Source organism: Gryllotalpicola ginsengisoli DSM 22003 (genome assembly GCF_000419445.1).
GTDB classification, from domain to species: Bacteria; Actinomycetota; Actinomycetes; order Actinomycetales; family Microbacteriaceae; genus Gryllotalpicola; species Gryllotalpicola ginsengisoli.
In genome coordinates, this window is sequence record NZ_AULK01000003.1 from 358839 (window position 1) to 374879 (window position 16041).

A 16041-nucleotide genomic window follows, 5' to 3' on the forward strand; every position below is an offset into this window, starting at 1 on the left:
GTCACGGCCGGATGCCGGCCCGAAGGCCTCACGTCCGGAGCTTGACGGAGGAGAGCCTGACGGAGGAGAGCTCGTTCAGCGCCGCGAGCACCGCGGCGACCGTCGCCGTCACCGCGAGGATCACGAACAGGGCCGGGTATCCGCCTGCGATCTCGGCGACGCCGGCCCCGATCCCCGGGGCCAGCGCGCCGGCGGCGGCGAGCGGCGAGTTGTAGACGCCGCTGACCGAGGCGTACCGCTCAGGACCCCACACGTCGGCGACCACGGTGGCCGTGACCAGGGTGAACAGCCCGCGGGCGGCCCCGGTGAGAACGGCGATCAGCACGAACGCCCAATCCGGTCCGGGCACGACGGCCTGTGCGGCCAGCGTGACGGCGAGCAGGCCGATGACGGCGACGGTACGGGTGCGTGGCCGCATCCGCCGGTTCAGGAGCGGGTAGACGAGCCGCCCGGCCACTTGCCCCGCCCCGGCGAGCCCGACCGCCCATGCAGCGAGGGTCGGGTCCGCGCCGCGGCCGATCAGGAGCGGCGGAAGCGCGACGAGCGACGCGTAGCCGGCCAGCGCCGTCAGGGTGCCCGAGACAGCGAGCATCAGGAAGGCGCGGCTGCCGACGATGTCACGGTTCCGTACGCCGGAGACGGCAGGGCGGGGCTGCCAGGGCAGGCGCAATGCGAGCGCGTGGGCGGGCAGCGTGACGACCAGCACGATGGCGCCGAGCACGATGTAGCTGCCCCGCAAGCCGAGCCGGTCGTCGAGGAAAGCGGTGAAGGGCGCGAAGATCGTGCTGGCGAATCCGGCTGCCAGGGTGAGGGTCGTGATCGCCTGCACGCCGCGCTGCCCGAACCAGCCGGTCAGCGCGGCGAACGCCGGGCTGTAGTAGAGCCCGGCGGTGGCGACCCCGACGAGCAGCCACGCCGCGACGAACACCGCGAAGCTCGGCGCCAGCGCCACGGCGGCGACGCCCGCGGCACCCAGCAGGCTGCCGAGGGTCATCACCGGTCGCGGCCCGTGCCGTTGCAGGACCCGCCCGACGGGGATGCCCGCGGCCGCGCCGACCAGGCTGCCGGCCGAGAACGCGGCGGTGAGCCCGAACGCGGACCAGCCGGTGCTCTCGGCGATCGACGGCACGAGCACCGTGAAGGCGTAGTAGAGGCATCCGTAGCTGACGATCTCGGTCACGCACAGGGCGACCAGCACGCCCGTGTGCGATCGACCGATGACGCCCGCCCGGCCCGCGGTCATCGGCTACGCCTCGACGGGCGCCGGCTTCACCCCGAGTCGAATGGGCTGCTTCTGTGCCGGTGCGCAGCAGGATGCGCCGCCGACCTCGGCGGCCCCGCTGCACACGCCGGACTCCGGCAGGACGAGCTCGTTGCGGGCGGCCGCTTCGTGGTCGCCGGCGAGCTCGGCGACCACCGAGCGCACCTGCTCGTAGCCGGTCAGCGCCAGGAAGGTCGGTGCCCGCCCGTACGACTTCGCGCCGAGGAGGTAGAAGCCGGGCTCGGGCTGCGCGAGTTCGAGCGCGCCGGTCGCCCGCACGGTGCCGCAGGAGTGCACGTTCGGGTCGATCTCGCCCGCGAGGCCGGCGACGGCTTCCAGGCCGGGGTCGATCGCGGTGCGCAGCTCGCGGACGATCGACAGGTCCGGCCGGAAGCCGGTGAGCGCGATGACGTGGTCGACGTCGTCGAGCCGCCGCCCGTCGTCCCCGACGAGCGACAGCCGCCCGCCCGTCCGGCGGATCTCCGTGGTCCGGAATCCCGTGACCTGCACCACCCGGCCGTCGGCGACGGCCTCCTGCGCGCGCCCGCCGAGCGCTCCCCGGGCGGGCAGCTGGTCGTCCGCGCTGGACAGGCCCGAGGGGGCGCCGCCGCGGATGGCCCACTCGACGCGGGTCCCCGGCGCGCGCCGCACGAGCCCGGCGAGGCGGATCACGGCATGGGCCGCCGAGTGCCCGCTGCCGACCACGACGACGTGCTTGCCCGCCAGCTGTGCGACCGACGGCGGGATCCGGTAGCTGATCAGCCCCGCCTGCGCCGCCTGCTTCTCGCCCAGGGCGGGCAGCCCCGAGGCGCCGGCCGGGTTCGGGTGGTTCCAGGTGCCGGATGCGTCGAGCACGGCGCGCCCGAGGAGGCGCAGCTCGGTGCCGTCGGCGGCCACCCCGCGCACCTCGAAGGGCTGGGCGGCGCGGCCGGCATTGACGACCTTGTCGCGCCCGGCGCGGCTGATGCCGGTCACGGTTACGCCCGTGCGCACGCGGTCGCCCAGCGCCTCGGCAAGGGGCGCGAGGTACCGCGCGACCCACTCGCCGCCCGTCGGGTAGCCGGCGCCCGGCGCGGCCCAGCCGGTCGCCTCGAGCAGGCGTCGTGCCGCCCGGTCGATCAGCTCGGGCCACTCCGAGAACAGGCGCACGTGGCCCCACTCGGCGACGGCTGCGCCCGCGGCGCTCCCGCGTTCGAGCACGAGCGGCTCGATGCCGTGCTCGAGGAGGTGGGCGGCGGCGGCGAGGCCCTGGGGGCCGGCGCCGATCACGATGACGGGCAGTTGCTGGGGCACGATCCGCTCCTCAAATCGACTGTCTTCGATCTGACCAGGATGGAGAACGGATCGACGAATGTCAATGCGTCGTGGCATGATTCCCTCATGGCCACGTCGCTTCCCCCGCTCGCCGCCGGCGCGGCTGCCTGCTGCTCCCCGGTGACCGCGGGCGTGCTCGCGGTGGACGACGCCGAACGCATCGCGCGAATCTTCAAAGCCCTCGGCGACCCGACCCGCGTCCGGCTGCTCTCCCTCATCGCGGCGAGTGAGGGTGGAGAGGCGTGCATCTGCGACCTCACCGAGCCGGTGGGGCTGTCGCAGCCGACGGTCTCGCATCACATGAAGCAGCTCGTCGACGCGGGCCTCGTCACGCGTGAGCAGCGCGGCAAGTGGGCGTACTTCGCGGTCGTCGAGGATGCGCTGCGGAACGCCGCCGCGGCACTCCGCACCGTGTGACCGCCGAGGCGTCGCGCCGCCGTCGCGGTATCCGTTAGCCGACCCCGGCCGTGGGGAACGGAACCGGCATGAACGAGATACGCGCCACCCTCGAGAACCTCTACCGCACCCCCGGCCCGTGGACCTCGGTGTACCTCGATGCGTCCGGCGCCGGTCCCGACCCGCGCGGATTCGCCATGTCGAAGCGCAACAGCATCTCGCACCGCCTCGAGCAGGCCGGGGCGCCGCGCGCCGACATCGACGCGGTCGTCGAGGCCCTCGTCGACCCGACCGGCGTGCCGGCTCCGGTCGCGCGGCTGCTGCTCGTCAAAGACGGCGAGGTGCGGCTCGACGAGGCCCTTCCCGGGCCCGTGCAGGTCGCGGAGTTCGCCGAGCACGGGCAGATCCCCGACCTCGTCCCGGTGCTGCGGCACCACCCCGTCGACTTCGAGTACCTGGTCGTGCAGGTCGGCCACGACGCCGGCGACATCACCCTGTGCACCACCGCCGATGCCCGCCCCGCCGGGCAGGAGCACGTGCAGGGCCGCGCCGACACCCTGCAGAAGGTGCGGGGCAACGGGTGGTCCGACGCCAACTACGACCGCCACGTCGTGGACGTGTGGACGCACAACGAGGGCGAGGTCGCGCAGCGCGTCGACGCCCTCGTCGTCGAGCACAACCCCCGCTTCGTACTCGCCGCGGGCGAAGAGGTCGGGCTCGCGATCTTCACCGACCGCCTCTCTGAGGCGTCGCGCAAGGTGCTGCGCACCGTCGTCGTCGACGCACGGCCATCGGATGCATCCGATCAGCGCCTGCGCGAGGCGATCGACCGCGCCGTCGCCGGCGAGCTCGAAGCGTTGCGCGCACAGGCTCTCGACGGCCTGCGCGAGCGCACCGCGGGCGAGGCCGCGCGTGAGGCGCTCGGGGTCGGCGAGGTCGTGCACGCGCTGCAGCAGGGGCAGGTCGACACGCTGCTGCTGCTCGACGCGAACGGCGCCGCCGACCGCGCGCCCGAGCTCGACGAGCGCACCGTGCTCGCCCTCGACGCCGAGCCCTGGGTCGCCACTGCTCCCGAGGAGGCGGCCAGTGCCCAGGTGCTCGAGAAGGTGCCCGCGCCGAGCGGCCTGGTGCGGGCGGCCGTGCTCACCGGTGCGACGGTGCTCTTCGCGCCGCCGGAGGAACTTCCCCCGCACGTCGGCGCGGCGGCGTCGCTGCGCTGGTCCGCGCAGGCGAGCTGAGGCGCTGCGGCGGCACAAGCAGCGCGCCGGTGAGCCCGAGAACGGTTCCGACGACCGAGCCGGCGAGCACGTCCGAGAGGTAGTGCGCGCCGACGTGGAGCCGAGAGTATGCGACGACGCCGGCGAGGATCGCGAGCGCTCCGCCATGGCGAGGGCTGCTCGCGGCGGCGCCGGTCGCCAGCGCTGCCGCTGTCGCGCTGTGCCCGGAAGGGAAGGCGGGGCTCTGCGGCGTACGGGAACCTGCGGGCCGGTGACCGGTTGCTCTGCCGGTGGGGCGCCGGGCGCGCACCGCTTTCTTCGCGACGAGATTCGCGAGCACGGCGCCCGCGCCGAGGGTGAGGCTGCCGCGCACGGCAGCGCGCCGGCCGCTGGAGCCCGTCAGCGCGGTGGCCGCGATCACGCTGACCCAGAACGACGCGTGATCGGCAGCCTGCGAGAGCCGGAACATTGCCCGGTCGATGCCGCGGGGTGCGCGCATCCGATACACCTTGCGGCCGGCACGCCGGTCCATCCGGCGCACCGAGCGGGGAAGCACGGAGCGACGCGAGCGCGAAGATCTGGCCACGATCCCACCGTAGGAGGGGCAGCGGCGCCTCACCTTAGGACCACGCTGAGAGTTTCGGCTGCCGGTGCGGTGGCCCGAATGGTCCTCGACCCTTCGGGTACCAGCGCCGGTGTCGGCAGGCCGGACGGGACGAGGCTCTGATTCCACTCATGCGTGTTCTCAGCTACAACCTGGACAAGTGCGCGGCTCTCGGCGAGTTGCCGGGGCTGGTGGATCGATATCGGCCCGACGTGGTCTGCGTTCAGGAGTGCCAGAGCAACGGGATGCCCGAATTGCCGGGCGGCCTCGTTCTCGTGGACAACACGGAGAGCAATCGGCTGGGGCTTGCCGCGTATGTCCGCACCGAGAGGGTGTCGGTCCTGCGCAGCCGGCGTTACCCCGTCAGGAAGTCGCTGCACGACCAGGTGCTCGCGCCCGCGGACGAGCGACTCCTGGCGGTGCACGTGCGCGACGACAGCACCGGGCGCGAAGCGGTGATCGGTTCGTTCCACGGCGCGCCGCTCACCGCCCGAAACGCGCTGCGGCGTCAGCAGATCGACGAGGCACACGCAGACCTGCACGACCTCGGCGGTGACGTTCCGACGCTCATGGTCGGCGACTTCAATTACCCCTGGTTCATCCGACGCCTGGCCATGCACCTGCAGGCGTCGGGCTACAGCGTGGCTCGCAGCGCGGCCAGAACGTACCAGCGGCGGGGGGTCTTCTCGGGTCGCTTCGACCTCGTCACCTTTGCCGGATTCCACGTGGGCCCCATCGAGGTGCTGGCGAAGGGCGCCTCCGATCACCGCCCGCTCCTGTTCGAGGCGGAACCCGCGGGCGAAGCCCCCGATCCGCGACGGCTAGCGCGCGCCGAACCGTGCCGCGGGGAGGCCTGAAGCGCGACGTTCGAGGTCGGCCAAGGCGTGGATCGTGTCCGGATCGCCCCGCCGCCACCGCTCGACCACGCCCTCGCCCAGCTTGGCGGCGGCGTTCCGGGTGACCAGTGCGCGCACGGCCAGCAGCTCAGTTCCGTCTCCGCTCCGTTGCAGCCGTCGGACGGCGGTTGCGGCGCGGATGAAGCCGCCGCGATACCTCGCCCAGATCAGGAGCAGGGCGAGGATGAGAGCGACGGCGACGCCGGTGCCCACCAGGTGCGCGAGTTGGATCGTGGCGTCGTGTTGCTGGGCGCCGGCCGCCGCGATCGAGCGGGCGTCCTTGGCCGCTTCCCGCACGGGGCTGCTGACGGCGTCGCCGGCGAACGGGACCTTCCGCAGCGCCTGCGCTGCTTTGCTCAACTGGGTCTGGAATGCGTCCCCGTCTTCGTGTACGCGGGTGCCGATCGCGGCCAGCGCACTGATCGACGTCGAGATCACAGTGCCGAGAACCACCGCCATGACCAGCCCGGCCACGACGATGAGGTCGAGCAGCACCTGGCCGGCCAGACGAAGTGGCCGTGCGTCGTAGAAGACCATCCTGTGCTCCAATCGAGATGGGCGTCTCCCTCATCCCAGGTGGACGGTGCCCTCTCTGTGGACGGTGCCCTCAGGCGTGGGCGCCCAGGCTTCCGCGGGCGATCGTCCAGACGTTGACGTCGCCGCGGCGCTCGTAGGTGAACCTGTCGGTGAGCAGCTTGACGAGTGCGAGCCCCCGGCCCCCTTCTGCTTCGGCATCGGGCATGCCGAGGTCGTCGAGTACGCCGGGCACGGGAGCCCCCGAATCCGTGATCGTCGCCACGATGCCGCTCTCGTCGACAGAGGTGTCGACCGCGCAGGTGACGGGCGGCGGATTGTGCTTGAAGACGTTCGAGACGATCTCGGCCAGCGCCGTCTCGAATGCGGCCTCGTCGATCGATTCCAGCACCGGATGGTCGGCCCAGACCGACTTCAGGAAGTCGTGCATGACGTCGACGGTGTCCGGCGGGGCCTGCAGTTCCAGACGGTATTCACGCATCGAAGGCGGTCTCCGGGTCGTCGTACGGCTTGAGGATCCGATCGACGGTCGACAACCGGAGGACCATCAGCAACTCGTCGCGCACGCCGGCGATGCGCAGGTCGCCCCCGTTCTCGCGAGCGGTTTTCAAGCATCCGATCAAGGCGCCCAGGCCCGACGAATCCATGAGCTCGATCTGCGAGAGGTCGGCGACCACGCGATTGCGGCCGGAAGCGACCACGCGCGACACCACGTCGCGCAGCTCGGGCCCGGTCACCATGTTGAGGCGCCCGGTGCCTCGCACGATGGCGACCGAGTCGCCCCGTTCGTCCACTGTGAAGGTCATTCGATCCTCTGTTCCTCGGGCACGTAGCCGCGGTAGCGGGCGGCGCCGGCGAGCACGCTGAGCGAGATCAAGCTGTACCCGATCCATGCGAAGTTCACGATGCTCCCGGCGATTTCGTTGTGCATCTGCTCGTCTCTGATGATCCCGACGACGACGGCGACGACGAGCACCGCGGCGGCGACGATCTGCCAGCGGATGCGTGAAAGCTGCAGTCCGTCGGAGTGCACGCGGCTCTTCGGCGTCACCGCGAAGTTCAGCGGCAGCCGGAAGAACACATTGCCCGCCGCGCTGAGGCACGCCTCGATCCACAGCGGGAAGAGGGCGAGGTTGTACTGCTGGCCCCGCCACGTCGGCAGGCCGCGCGCGGCGATCAGGAAGAGCAGCTGGCTGGCGGCGAGGAACGGGATGAAGTGCAGGAAGAACGTCGGCGCGTAGCTGCGCACCGGCAACACCCCGAAGCAGAGGAAGAAGACCGGCGCGGCCAGGTACACGACCGTTGCGAAGCCGGAGAGATAGCTCCACATGGTCGAGAAGTACATCAGGCGCTGGGCCAAGTTCATGCCGCGCACGAACAGCGGATTCTCGCGCAGGAACACCTGCATGGTGCCCTGCGCCCAGCGCAGCCGCTGGGTGAGCATCGTCCCGAGATCCTCGGGTGCGAGGCCGTCGGCCAGCAGCTCGTTGTGGAACACGCTCTTCCACCCGTTGGCGTGCAGCCGCATCGACGTGGCCATGTCCTCCGTCACCGAGATCGTCGCGAGCGGCAGCAGCGGCTGCGCCTCCTCCGTACGGCCGACGTCGATCGCATCCAGCGTGACCCGCACGGCCTCCATCGCGTTCAGCGGGGAGAGATCGCGTTGAGCGAGCCGCTCCACCAGCTCGTCCAGGTCGGCCCCGTCGTCCTCCTGGTCGAGGCCGAGCGCGATCAGGTCTCCGCGCATGGCGGCCACGTCGGCCGACACCACGGTCCGCGCCGCCTCGTTCACGCGCTCGCGCAGCGTGTAGGTCACCTCGGCGGCGGGCTCACCGTTGGCGAGCGCGCCGCTCGCCTCCCGGAGCGCGCTCAACGCGGCGGTCAGCATCGTGCGACCGGGGCCGGGACGGGTGCGCGCCAGGGTGCGGCGCACGATCAGCGTCGCCTGCCGCAGCCGGCGGGCGACGTCTTGCTCGGTTTGGCGCACATACCCGATGAGACCGAGATGCATCAGCGCTTCCCGGCGCAGCACCGCGTTGGATCCGCAGAAGAACGCGGCGTTCCAGCCGTCCTTGCCTTCCTGGATGGGTCCATAGAACAGCGGCGCCTGGCTGCCGAGCGGATCCCCGGTCGCCACGTTGCTGAAGATCTGCGGCGTCTGCACCAGCGCCACGCGGTCGTCGTCGAAGTAGCCCAGGGTGCGGTCCAGGATCTCGGGGCGCGGCACCATGTCGGCGTCCAGGATCAGCACGAATTCGCCTGAGGTCTGCATCAGCGCGTTGTTGATGTTGCCCGCCTTGGCGTGCCGCGGGCGGCCTTCCCACTCCGGCCCGCGGGTCAGATAGCCGACCTGCGCCGCCTCGGCCCTGGCCGCCAGCTCGGGTCTGGCGCCGTCGTCGAGGATCCACGTCTCGTGCGGGTACCTGATCCGCTTGGCCGCCTCGGCCGTGGCCATGACGAGATCGAGCTCCTCGTTGTAGGTGGCGATGAAGACGTCCACGGTCAGGCCGGGCGGCGCGGGCGGCGGGTTCCGGCGAGTGCCGGATCGCCACGCGGTCAGCGAGAACAGCCCGACGTCGATGAGGCTGTAGGTCTCCGCCAGCACCAGCGGAACCGCGATCCACCAGTTCGTCCAGTTGATCGAGGCCCACCAGCGCCAGGCGACGTAATTGATCCCGAGGGCGACCGTCAGCAGTGCGACGATGCGCACCCAGAGCAGCCGGCTACCCGCCGTGCGCCCCGAATGCGGTCTTGCATCTGGCATCGTTCCCCCCAAGACTCAATCCCGACCATAGGACCGAACCTCCGCGCGAAGGAACCCCCACGCCCGATCGGGGTCCACCGCATGGCACACCGGCGCGAAAGCCGGGGAGGGAACCCGAGTGACCGACCAGACGACCGTTGAGCCGGGGATCCGCCGCGCCGCCGCGCTGGACGAGTTCGACCTCATGGGCACGCCGCCCGCCGAGAAGTTCGACCGCATCACCCGCATCGCCCGCCAGATGCTCGGCGTCCCCCTCTCGTTTCTGAACCTCATCGACGAGCGCAACGTGTACGCGAAGTCGAGCGCTCCGGCCGGTCAGAACCTGATCGCGCCGAAGGAGGCGTCGTTCTGCATCCGCACCATCGAGCAGTCCGAGCCGATGACCGTCGCCGATGCGACGCTGGATGACCGCTTCTCCGGGCTCTCGGTGGTCACCGGCAACCCCGGCATCCGGTTCTACGCCGGCGCATCGATCCGCATCCACGGCACGCCCGTGGGCGCCATCTGCGTCGCCGACACTTCGCCTCGGACGCTGTCGGAGGATGAGGTCGCGATCCTCGAGGACCTCGCTCGCTGGGCCGAGCGCAGCATCCTTCAGGACATCGACCGCCGCAATGCGGCCGTCGTCCAGCGACTGCTGCGACCGCCCGCGATCGATGCCGAGGAGTTCCACATCGACGGCGTCTCGATCGCGGCCGGAGCGATCGGCGGCGATTGCGGCGTCTGGGTGCCCGTCGACGGCGGATGCATGATCGCGGTCGCCGACGTCATGGGCAAGGGCACCGGCGCCGGCATCCTCGCCGCAAGTCTGCGCGGCGCGCTGGTCGCTCGCTCGAACGCGGATCTCGCCACCGCGATGCGCGACATGGGGCGCCAGTTCACGCCCGACCTGGAGGCCGTCGGCTCGTTCGCGACCTTGTTCTGCGGTCGCCTGGACTACGCGAGCGGAGTGCTCAGCTACGTCGACGCCGGCCACGGACTCGGAGCCCACCTCAAGGCCACGGGCGAGATCGTCCTGCTGCCCGCGACCACGCTCCCGCTCGGCATGACCGCGGAACTGGAAGAGCCGGAAGTCCACAGCGTCCACCTCGAGCCGGGCGACCGCGTGGTGGTGGTGAGCGACGGCGTGCTCGAGCTGTTCGGCTCGCAGCCCAGGTCGATGCTCGACCTCGCCGCGCTCGCCGGCTCGTGCGAGGGCGTCGACGAATTCCTCGACGACGCGCGCCGCGCCATCAGCGGACGACAGCTGGTCGACGACGTCACCCTGATCGTGGTGGAGCGCGACGCCTGACGCGCCGCGCGACGGCGAGGCGGCTTCCCAAGCGGGTGCGAGTCGGCGGGCACGCAAGAGCCCCGGCCGTCAGACCGGGGCTCGATGGTGGCTCCGACGGGCGTCGATCCCGTGACCTCACGATTTTCAGGGGGAGAAAACGCCCAGGATGACGAGGAGTCGGATTTTAAATAGCTGGTAGTTGACGCTTTTTGATGTTCTCTGATCACATTGAACGACTTTGAATGTCGTTCAGTTGTGGGCAAAGTGTGGGCACGGATCTGGTCGCCGCGCGCCGCGAGGGTTGACAGGTGTCGGGACCTCGGTGACTGCTCGAAGATCCTGGGGGCAGGGCCCGCGCGGGTTCAGGTGTCGACGTAGTTAGTGCCGCGCTCGGGCCAGGGGTACTCGGCGATGAACGTGCCGGGCGTCGAAGTTCACGACTGTGTCGGCCTTCGCGGATTACGTATGCGATCTACGAAGGCCAGCGCGCGGCCGGTCTCGTCTATAAACGGCTCTGACGTCTAGCAGCGGCGAATGTCCTCCGAAGACGGGGTGACTTTGCGCGAGTCCGTGTCGGTGTCGGCTTCTAGCATGCGAATCATGGCTTTCTCGGTGCCGGACAGACGCAACAAGACTTCTGATGGCGATTCGAGCGACAAGAGGTCGATCGCGTCGCGGTCGTTGCGGCCGTCCTTCGCCGAGGACGATCACGGGACCGACTTAAGGGCGGAAGCCGCGATAGCGGACTCCGGGTGGAACGCGGCACAGCTCCACCGCGGACAAAACCTGTCGCATTGGCTTGATCCGCAGCGCCTGCCGATGCTCGCAAACGTAGATGAGCTCCGCATCAGTGCGAGCGGCACAGAAGACAGCGCGACCGGATGACCGCCCGCCGATCGCGACTCCAACTCGCACCTGAGGGAACCACGCTGAAAAAGGCTGAGAACATCGACGAACGCATAAAGCCCACCCCCGATGACCCGTACGAGGTCGCCCGGGTCCCAAACTCCGAGCAACACCCCGACTCGCTGAAAGCGTCTGGCTCTGACTCTGGCTCTGACCCGGTCGACTCGGCAACCAAGGCGCAGATGCCGACAAAGCTGAGCCGGCTGCGCCACGCGTTCCTGTGGTACGTGGAGATGCTTGAGCGGATCGCGCGAGGCCGAGCCCCAAGACTCCTGAGTCTGGGCGCACTCGCAGTCGTCCTCGTGGCCGCGGGCGTCGTGCTCTACTCTGCTGAGGGCGCACAGTGGGGCAACCTCGTGGCCTGGATCATGGTCGTCCCCATTGGCGTGAGTGCGATGCTGGTGCTCGATCAAGCCCCGCGGCTGCGCTCGAGCATGTTGCATCGGGTCTGGCCCGAGCGGAGAACTTGGGCTCCCATCTTCCGGCGGCAACTGTGGCTCCCGGCAGTCGCAGGCATCGCCCTCTCTGTCTTCGTCGCGCTTGCGCCGATGACTTCGGCGGAAGCACCGGAGACCGCGACCAATGTAGGCGACATCGTAGTTCTCGCGCTCGGCGTCGTGATCCAAGCGCTGTACCTGTGGGCGTGCAGCCTAGTGTTGCGTGAAGGCAGCGCTATTCGCGCTGGGCTCCCTCGAAATCTGATTGTGTCCTGGGTGGCAGCCGGCGTCTGGGTCGTTTCGACGATCGGGCCGATGATCGTCACCATCGCAGTGAGAGAGCACAACCAGACTCTGGGTGTCGTGGGGGTCCTCATCACGGTCCCCGGCCTCTTTGTTCTCGCAGTGATGTGCCGCGGTCTGCAGGCGTGGGACGAGAATGAAGCCGTCCGCCACGACATCGCGGGTTACGCGATTCAGGGCGGAGCGATCTTCTTCCTCCTGTGGCTCAGCATCTGCGCATCGGAACTCGCGACCGCGTTCTCGTGGGGCGAGCCTGACATGCTCAACGAGATCTTCCGCACGCTGCTCTACGGCGCGACCCTGCTCCTCGTGCCTTCGGGCTGGTGGACGCTGCACGTGATCACGACAGCCCCGCTCGAGAAGGCCGCCGGGCGCGCGCGTCGTGAGCCGGACAGCTCCGCCGAAGCGGCAAACTGAGTGTTTGTACAAGTAACTGGAGAGTGAATGCCCAAACGTACCCTCGGCCTCGAAACGATCCGGTGCCGGCCCGGCCACAACCGACGCAACAAGCTCGGCGACTTGAGCGACCTCGAAGGCCGGGATCTTCTTCACCTTTTTCATGCGTGGGCGCGCGACGTGGACCCGGATACGCTCGTAGACAAGACCAAGGGCCGGTACCTGAAGATCACCGATTTCGAAGTCCACGGGCGATCGGTCCTCGTCGAGGCAGAATCGGGATTCTTCGGCGAGCCAGGCAAGACGATCGATGTGACCACCCACCAGGTCACGCATAAGCGCACGGCGACTCAGTCGGCCACAGAGATGACGCGGCTTGTTCTAACCGTGCCGCCGAAGGCCGAAATGGGCATCTTCGGCGTCGAGAGGCAGTCCAACCAGGGTGCCGGACCGGCACTGATCGCGGCGTTCCGGCGTGCGTTGATGTCCGCCTTCTCGACTTTTTCGTTCGATCACGAGACTCTCGTGGAGAGCTCTGCTTGGACCGACGGAGCGCACCTCCTCTCGGTGTCCGCGGTGGCCTACTCGGTGCCGGTCGACTTGGGCGACGGGGTGACGAGTATCGCGCATCCCTTGGGACGACTTGAGCAGACGCTGGAGCCGGAGCGCGGCCACGAATACCTGCCGGCTGGCCTGTTGAAAGCTCTGCGCGAGCGCAAAGTGAAAGTGTCAGACTTTCTTGCATTCCGTGACGACACCCCGATCGACGACACCTTCGTGACGGTGACTCGCGACGGACGCAAGAAGACGTTCAGTCTCGATCGGGAGGGCGTGCCTGCCATCCGTCTCCTTCTCAGCAAGGACGGTGAAGCGGCCCCCACGACCATCGAGTTCCTGCGCAAGTGTCAGAACGAGGCGCGAGACTTCTACCAGAAGGGTGGCTACACATGGAGCAGCTCGTGGGAGGACGGCAAATGGGACGCAGCCGCACTCAGCGTGAAGATGCCGCCACCCGCAACGGCGTAGTTCGTGACCACCTTGCGACCTTGCGTGGAACGCGGGGCCGGCTGCTGTGGTGGCAGATCATCGCGCAGATTGCCGTGCCCCTTGTGCTTGGCGCCCTTGCATTCAAGCTCGGCTGGAGAGTTGCCTTCATTGGTGATTTGATCACCGGGTTTTCGGTCTTGGCGGGGTTTCTGTTCGGACTGGTCATCTTCGTCTTCCAACTGCGCCTGGGAATTACGCATGACCCGCGCATCCAGCAGAAGGCGAGCCTGCCCAGACTGATCGATGAGCTGTTCAGCAACGTCCTATATGCGGTGGGGGTCTCTCTGCTCGCGGTAGTGGCGACCATTGCCGCAGACGCGACGTCCGTCGCCCTTCGGGCATCCGCCGGAGGCGGCAAGGCGACCGAGCCATGGGCGACGGCGGTCCTCATTGTCATTGGCGCGCACCTCTTGGCAGTCATGGGCATGTGCATCAAGCGCACTCGAACTGCATACGCCGCCCTCAAGGAGTAACCCGCTGAAGCCATCGACGTGCAGAGCGATCGGCAATCCGGTCCCGGTTGCTGAGAGCCGTTTCAAGTGGTTCGGTGGCATCCCTCTTACCGGCCGCTCTTGACGCCGCAACGAGCGTTGTAGGGCACGTACAACGTGCGGGGCGCTGGCCGAGCCACGGCTCATCGGGGCGGAGCCCGAGCTGGCGCGGTGATCGAAATCGACGATGAAACCCAGCCAATCAGGAGGTTGCCCACTGCGAAGCGCAGAGTACGGGGCTCACGGTGACCCGAACTCGCTGATCGATAGCGCCAGATTTACTAGGACCAAGAAGATGATGCACGCAGGCACCATCTGAGGTGAGGGCGAGAAACGCCGCGAGCTACGGGCATCGGCGACAACCGGGTTACCGGCGGCGGGCGGTCCATGATGGAGGTGTGCGCTGCTATTGGGCCCTGCCGTCTATCCGGCGATGTGCTGCTGGAGAGCCGCGCTCAGCTGCGGCAGGTGCGCGTCGATGACCTCGCGGACTGTCGCGACATCAACGCCGAAGTACTCGTGCACGAGGATGTTTCGGAACCCGCGAATCTGCGGCCACGGAATCGCCGGGTGCGCGCCGGTGATGTCAGCAGGTAGCGCGTTCACCGCTTCGCCGATGACCTGCAGGTTGCGCTCGATGGCGTCCTCGGCCATGTCCACGAGAGTCGGGTCATCGACGTCGAGGGAGCCGGCGTAGCGCTGGCATCTGGCGATCGCATCGAGGATGTCCGTGATGCGCTCCGATGCGGTGCGGCTCATAGATCGACCGCCTCGGCGAGCGCCGAGTCGGAGATCGGACGCTTGAGCAGCTGCGCCGGGAAGATGTCGATATCGTCGCGGGCGTAAAGCTGCCGCGTCTCTTCCATGAGGCCAGAGGCCCGCATCAGAAGGTTGCCCTCGGCCGGGTCCATCTCGACAAGGATGTCGATATCGCTGCCCTCGTGGGCGTCGCCACGTGCGATCGAGCCGAATAGTTTCGGATTCTTCGCGTGGTACTTGGCCAGTAGATCCTCGAGCTCGCCGCGCCGCGCATTGATGACCTCGCGTAAGGCGAGGCTCCGTGGCGTGACGATCGACATGTATCCAGGGTAAGCGCGAGGACCACATCGGAGGGAAGCTTCGGGGCACCTCTCCGTGCACGGGCTGCGAGGGTTCGATTGACTTCTGCGGCGGGGCCCAGCGGCCGATCGTGGCGGGATGCTGCCGCCACAGGGAGTGCACTCGTTGAACTAGACGGGGATAGGTCGCCGCTGCTCGGTAGGACTCATGATCCACATCGCGAGGTAGGCGACCAACTGCGGGCCCGGCAACAGGCACGACAGCAGGAACAGCACCCGCAGAGTAAGGGGCCGAATGCCGAAGCGACGAGCAAGCGCAGTGCAGACACCAGCAACGATGCGGCCCTCAAGCGCACGTTCAAGACTAGTCATGTATCCAGAATCGCCAGGACCGACCCGCGTCACCGTCCGGGGAAACCCCCTAACGGGTCCCGGCCTTTCGACGCCTGCGGCGCGATCGAACACACCGCGTGATACTGCTCATGCCAACGACGGCGCCTAAGCGGATCGGCTTCCGTGCCTGATTGTCCAGCGGCGCAACCGCCCTACGCTTCGAGGTCCAGCTCATCCTTTTCATCCCAAGGGAAGAATGAGTACTCGCCGCGGTAGGAGCAGGCTCCGCAGGCGTCCCGCTGCTGCCAGCCGCGAATGCCGTTGCGCTCCGCAATATCGCCGTCCGTGCTGAGGCGGTATGAGCCACACTTCGGGCAGCGGCGCGGCGGCTGGCGCTTGATCTTGATCATGGCAGTCGAGAACATCTCCAGCGTGTGGCCGGTGGCTGCGATAAGCATTTCAGCATCCCAAACAGTTGCGCTGGCGTCATGCTGAAGATGTCGCGCGTCAGACTTTGTGGCAGGACCATTGATTGAGTCCTGAGCGGAGAGTTCGACATGGGAAGACCACCTGTGATCCCGGTGGAGAAGAAGACGAGGATCGTGCTGAGCATCCTCGCCGGCGAGATGACGATCGCCGAGGCGGCCAGGCGCGAGAAGGTCAGCGAGCAGTCGATCGGCCGGTGGAAGGCGGACTTCCTCGAGGCCGGGAAGACGAGTCTCGCGGCGGGCAAGAACGGGCCCTCGACCCGGGAGCAGCAGCTCGAGGCGGAGGTCGCGGAGCTGACCCAGGCGCTCGGTGAGGCGGCGGT

20 protein-coding genes are annotated in these 16041 nt (G+C 68.6%); 9 read left to right on the forward strand and 11 right to left on the reverse strand.

Translation table 11 applies throughout. The features are described 5' to 3' along the window. Positions 1-28 precede the first annotated feature (28 nt). Together H563_RS0108415 and H563_RS0108420 are read right to left on the reverse strand one after the other, a co-directional pair. A complete protein-coding gene (locus H563_RS0108415) occupies positions 29-1243 on the reverse strand; it encodes an MFS transporter (RefSeq protein WP_022882165.1) in 1215 nt (404 codons plus the stop codon). A 3-nt stretch (positions 1244-1246) separates the two neighbouring features. After that, positions 1247-2554 carry an NAD(P)-binding domain-containing protein gene (locus H563_RS0108420; protein ID WP_022882166.1) on the reverse strand — a complete coding sequence of 436 codons (1308 nt, stop codon included), beginning with the start codon at positions 2552-2554 and terminating at the stop codon, positions 1247-1249. Positions 2555-2641: 87 nt separating this feature from the next. On the opposite strand from H563_RS0108420, the gene H563_RS0108425 reads away from it, so the two are divergent. Both H563_RS0108425 and H563_RS0108430 read left to right on the forward strand, forming a co-directional pair. Next, the gene (locus tag H563_RS0108425) at positions 2642-2992 is read left to right on the forward strand and encodes an ArsR/SmtB family transcription factor (protein ID WP_027479249.1); all 351 of its coding nucleotides are present in this window, start codon (positions 2642-2644) and stop codon (positions 2990-2992) included. A 68-nt stretch (positions 2993-3060) separates the two neighbouring features. Continuing rightward, positions 3061-4209, forward strand: coding sequence for a baeRF2 domain-containing protein (locus H563_RS0108430; RefSeq protein ID WP_022882168.1), 1149 nt, complete (start codon positions 3061-3063; stop codon positions 4207-4209). Here H563_RS0108430 and H563_RS18430 read toward each other — a convergent pair. Beyond that, the gene (locus H563_RS18430; RefSeq protein WP_081416214.1) at positions 4115-4720 is read right to left on the reverse strand and encodes a phosphatase PAP2 family protein; all 606 of its coding nucleotides are present in this window, start codon (positions 4718-4720) and stop codon (positions 4115-4117) included. The genes H563_RS0108430 and H563_RS18430 overlap by 95 nt on opposite strands. Positions 4721-4923: 203 nt before the next feature. Here H563_RS18430 and H563_RS15800 point away from each other — a divergent pair, with 203 nt between their 5' ends. Then, on the forward strand, positions 4924-5649 hold the full coding sequence (locus H563_RS15800; RefSeq protein WP_022882170.1) for an endonuclease/exonuclease/phosphatase family protein: 726 nt from the start codon (positions 4924-4926) through the stop codon (positions 5647-5649). Here the strand turns inward: H563_RS15800 and H563_RS17390 are convergent. The 4 genes from H563_RS17390 to H563_RS0108460 all read right to left on the reverse strand — a co-directional run bounded on the left by H563_RS17390 (position 5614) and on the right by H563_RS0108460 (position 8986). Beyond that, positions 5614-6225, reverse strand: a complete 612-nt coding sequence (locus H563_RS17390) for a hypothetical protein (RefSeq protein ID WP_022882171.1) — start codon at positions 6223-6225, stop codon at positions 5614-5616. The genes H563_RS15800 and H563_RS17390 overlap by 36 nt on opposite strands. 70 nt (positions 6226-6295) lie before the next feature. Then, complete coding sequence (locus H563_RS0108450; RefSeq protein ID WP_022882172.1) at positions 6296-6703, reverse strand: ATP-binding protein; 408 nt, start codon at positions 6701-6703, stop codon at positions 6296-6298. Beyond that, positions 6696-7028, reverse strand: coding sequence for an STAS domain-containing protein (locus H563_RS0108455; protein WP_022882173.1), 333 nt, complete (start codon positions 7026-7028; stop codon positions 6696-6698). Before H563_RS0108455 ends, H563_RS0108450 begins: the two co-directional genes overlap by 8 nt. After that, positions 7025-8986, reverse strand: a complete 1962-nt coding sequence (locus H563_RS0108460) for a glycosyltransferase (RefSeq protein WP_051142686.1) — start codon at positions 8984-8986, stop codon at positions 7025-7027. Before H563_RS0108460 ends, H563_RS0108455 begins: the two co-directional genes overlap by 4 nt. 118 nt (positions 8987-9104) lie before the next feature. Between H563_RS0108460 and H563_RS15810 the strand changes: the two genes are divergently transcribed. The 5 genes from H563_RS15810 to H563_RS0108485 all read left to right on the forward strand — a co-directional run bounded on the left by H563_RS15810 (position 9105) and on the right by H563_RS0108485 (position 13821). Next, positions 9105-10277, forward strand: coding sequence for a PP2C family protein-serine/threonine phosphatase (locus tag H563_RS15810; protein ID WP_022882175.1), 1173 nt, complete (start codon positions 9105-9107; stop codon positions 10275-10277). Positions 10278-10859: 582 nt separating this feature from the next. Beyond that, the gene (locus tag H563_RS0108470) at positions 10860-11144 is read left to right on the forward strand and encodes a hypothetical protein (protein ID WP_155865104.1); all 285 of its coding nucleotides are present in this window, start codon (positions 10860-10862) and stop codon (positions 11142-11144) included. Then, a complete protein-coding gene (locus H563_RS0108475) occupies positions 11141-12322 on the forward strand; it encodes a hypothetical protein (RefSeq protein ID WP_155865106.1) in 1182 nt (393 codons plus the stop codon). Before H563_RS0108470 ends, H563_RS0108475 begins: the two co-directional genes overlap by 4 nt. Before the next feature lie 27 nt (positions 12323-12349). After that, complete coding sequence (locus H563_RS0108480) at positions 12350-13327, forward strand: hypothetical protein (RefSeq protein ID WP_022882178.1); 978 nt, start codon at positions 12350-12352, stop codon at positions 13325-13327. Then, positions 13249-13821: a hypothetical protein gene (locus H563_RS0108485; protein WP_155865108.1), complete on the forward strand. Its 573-nt coding sequence runs from the start codon at positions 13249-13251 to the stop codon at positions 13819-13821. The genes H563_RS0108480 and H563_RS0108485 overlap by 79 nt, the downstream gene beginning before the upstream one ends. Positions 13822-14262: 441 nt before the next feature. On the opposite strand, the gene H563_RS0108490 is transcribed toward H563_RS0108485, so the two are convergent. The 4 genes from H563_RS0108490 to H563_RS0108505 all read right to left on the reverse strand — a co-directional run bounded on the left by H563_RS0108490 (position 14263) and on the right by H563_RS0108505 (position 15688). Then, complete coding sequence (locus H563_RS0108490; protein ID WP_022882180.1) at positions 14263-14598, reverse strand: HepT-like ribonuclease domain-containing protein; 336 nt, start codon at positions 14596-14598, stop codon at positions 14263-14265. Beyond that, positions 14595-14918, reverse strand: a complete 324-nt coding sequence (locus H563_RS0108495; protein WP_022882181.1) for a nucleotidyltransferase family protein — start codon at positions 14916-14918, stop codon at positions 14595-14597. The genes H563_RS0108490 and H563_RS0108495 overlap by 4 nt, the downstream gene beginning before the upstream one ends. Before the next feature lie 150 nt (positions 14919-15068). Continuing rightward, positions 15069-15269 (reverse strand): PspC domain-containing protein, encoded by a 201-nt coding sequence (locus H563_RS0108500; protein ID WP_022882182.1) that lies wholly within the window; start codon positions 15267-15269, stop codon positions 15069-15071. 173 nt (positions 15270-15442) lie between these two features. Beyond that, a complete protein-coding gene (locus tag H563_RS0108505) occupies positions 15443-15688 on the reverse strand; it encodes a hypothetical protein (RefSeq protein ID WP_022882183.1) in 246 nt (81 codons plus the stop codon). Positions 15689-15787: 99 nt separating this feature from the next. On the opposite strand from H563_RS0108505, the gene H563_RS0108510 reads away from it, so the two are divergent. Then, a partial coding sequence (locus tag H563_RS0108510) for a transposase (RefSeq protein ID WP_081416223.1) occupies positions 15788-16041 on the forward strand: 254 nt, incomplete at its 3' end.

What these genes read in the sequence shown, in the direction of transcription:
- H563_RS0108415 (WP_022882165.1), bottom strand. Translation starts at nt 1,243, where the DNA reads ATGACCGCGGGCCGGGCGGGCGTCATCGGTCGATCGCACACGGGCGTG.
- H563_RS0108425 (WP_027479249.1), top strand. Translation starts at nt 2,642, where the DNA reads ATGGCCACGTCGCTTCCCCCGCTCGCCGCCGGCGCGGCTGCCTGCTGC.
- H563_RS0108430 (WP_022882168.1), top strand. Translation starts at nt 3,061, where the DNA reads ATGAACGAGATACGCGCCACCCTCGAGAACCTCTACCGCACCCCCGGC.
- H563_RS18430 (WP_081416214.1), bottom strand. Translation starts at nt 4,720, where the DNA reads ATGGACCGGCGTGCCGGCCGCAAGGTGTATCGGATGCGCGCACCCCGC.
- H563_RS15800 (WP_022882170.1), top strand. Translation starts at nt 4,924, where the DNA reads ATGCGTGTTCTCAGCTACAACCTGGACAAGTGCGCGGCTCTCGGCGAG.
- H563_RS17390 (WP_022882171.1), bottom strand. Translation starts at nt 6,225, where the DNA reads ATGGTCTTCTACGACGCACGGCCACTTCGTCTGGCCGGCCAGGTGCTG.
- H563_RS0108450 (WP_022882172.1), bottom strand. Translation starts at nt 6,703, where the DNA reads ATGCGTGAATACCGTCTGGAACTGCAGGCCCCGCCGGACACCGTCGAC.
- H563_RS0108455 (WP_022882173.1), bottom strand. Translation starts at nt 7,028, where the DNA reads ATGACCTTCACAGTGGACGAACGGGGCGACTCGGTCGCCATCGTGCGA.
- H563_RS0108460 (WP_051142686.1), bottom strand. Translation starts at nt 8,986, where the DNA reads ATGCCAGATGCAAGACCGCATTCGGGGCGCACGGCGGGTAGCCGGCTG.
- H563_RS0108470 (WP_155865104.1), top strand. Translation starts at nt 10,860, where the DNA reads ATGGCTTTCTCGGTGCCGGACAGACGCAACAAGACTTCTGATGGCGAT.
- H563_RS0108475 (WP_155865106.1), top strand. Translation starts at nt 11,141, where the DNA reads ATGACCGCCCGCCGATCGCGACTCCAACTCGCACCTGAGGGAACCACG.
- H563_RS0108480 (WP_022882178.1), top strand. Translation starts at nt 12,350, where the DNA reads ATGCCCAAACGTACCCTCGGCCTCGAAACGATCCGGTGCCGGCCCGGC.
- H563_RS0108485 (WP_155865108.1), top strand. Translation starts at nt 13,249, where the DNA reads ATGGAGCAGCTCGTGGGAGGACGGCAAATGGGACGCAGCCGCACTCAG.
- H563_RS0108490 (WP_022882180.1), bottom strand. Translation starts at nt 14,598, where the DNA reads ATGAGCCGCACCGCATCGGAGCGCATCACGGACATCCTCGATGCGATC.
- H563_RS0108495 (WP_022882181.1), bottom strand. Translation starts at nt 14,918, where the DNA reads ATGTCGATCGTCACGCCACGGAGCCTCGCCTTACGCGAGGTCATCAAT.
- H563_RS0108500 (WP_022882182.1), bottom strand. Translation starts at nt 15,269, where the DNA reads ATGACTAGTCTTGAACGTGCGCTTGAGGGCCGCATCGTTGCTGGTGTC.
- H563_RS0108505 (WP_022882183.1), bottom strand. Translation starts at nt 15,688, where the DNA reads ATGCTTATCGCAGCCACCGGCCACACGCTGGAGATGTTCTCGACTGCC.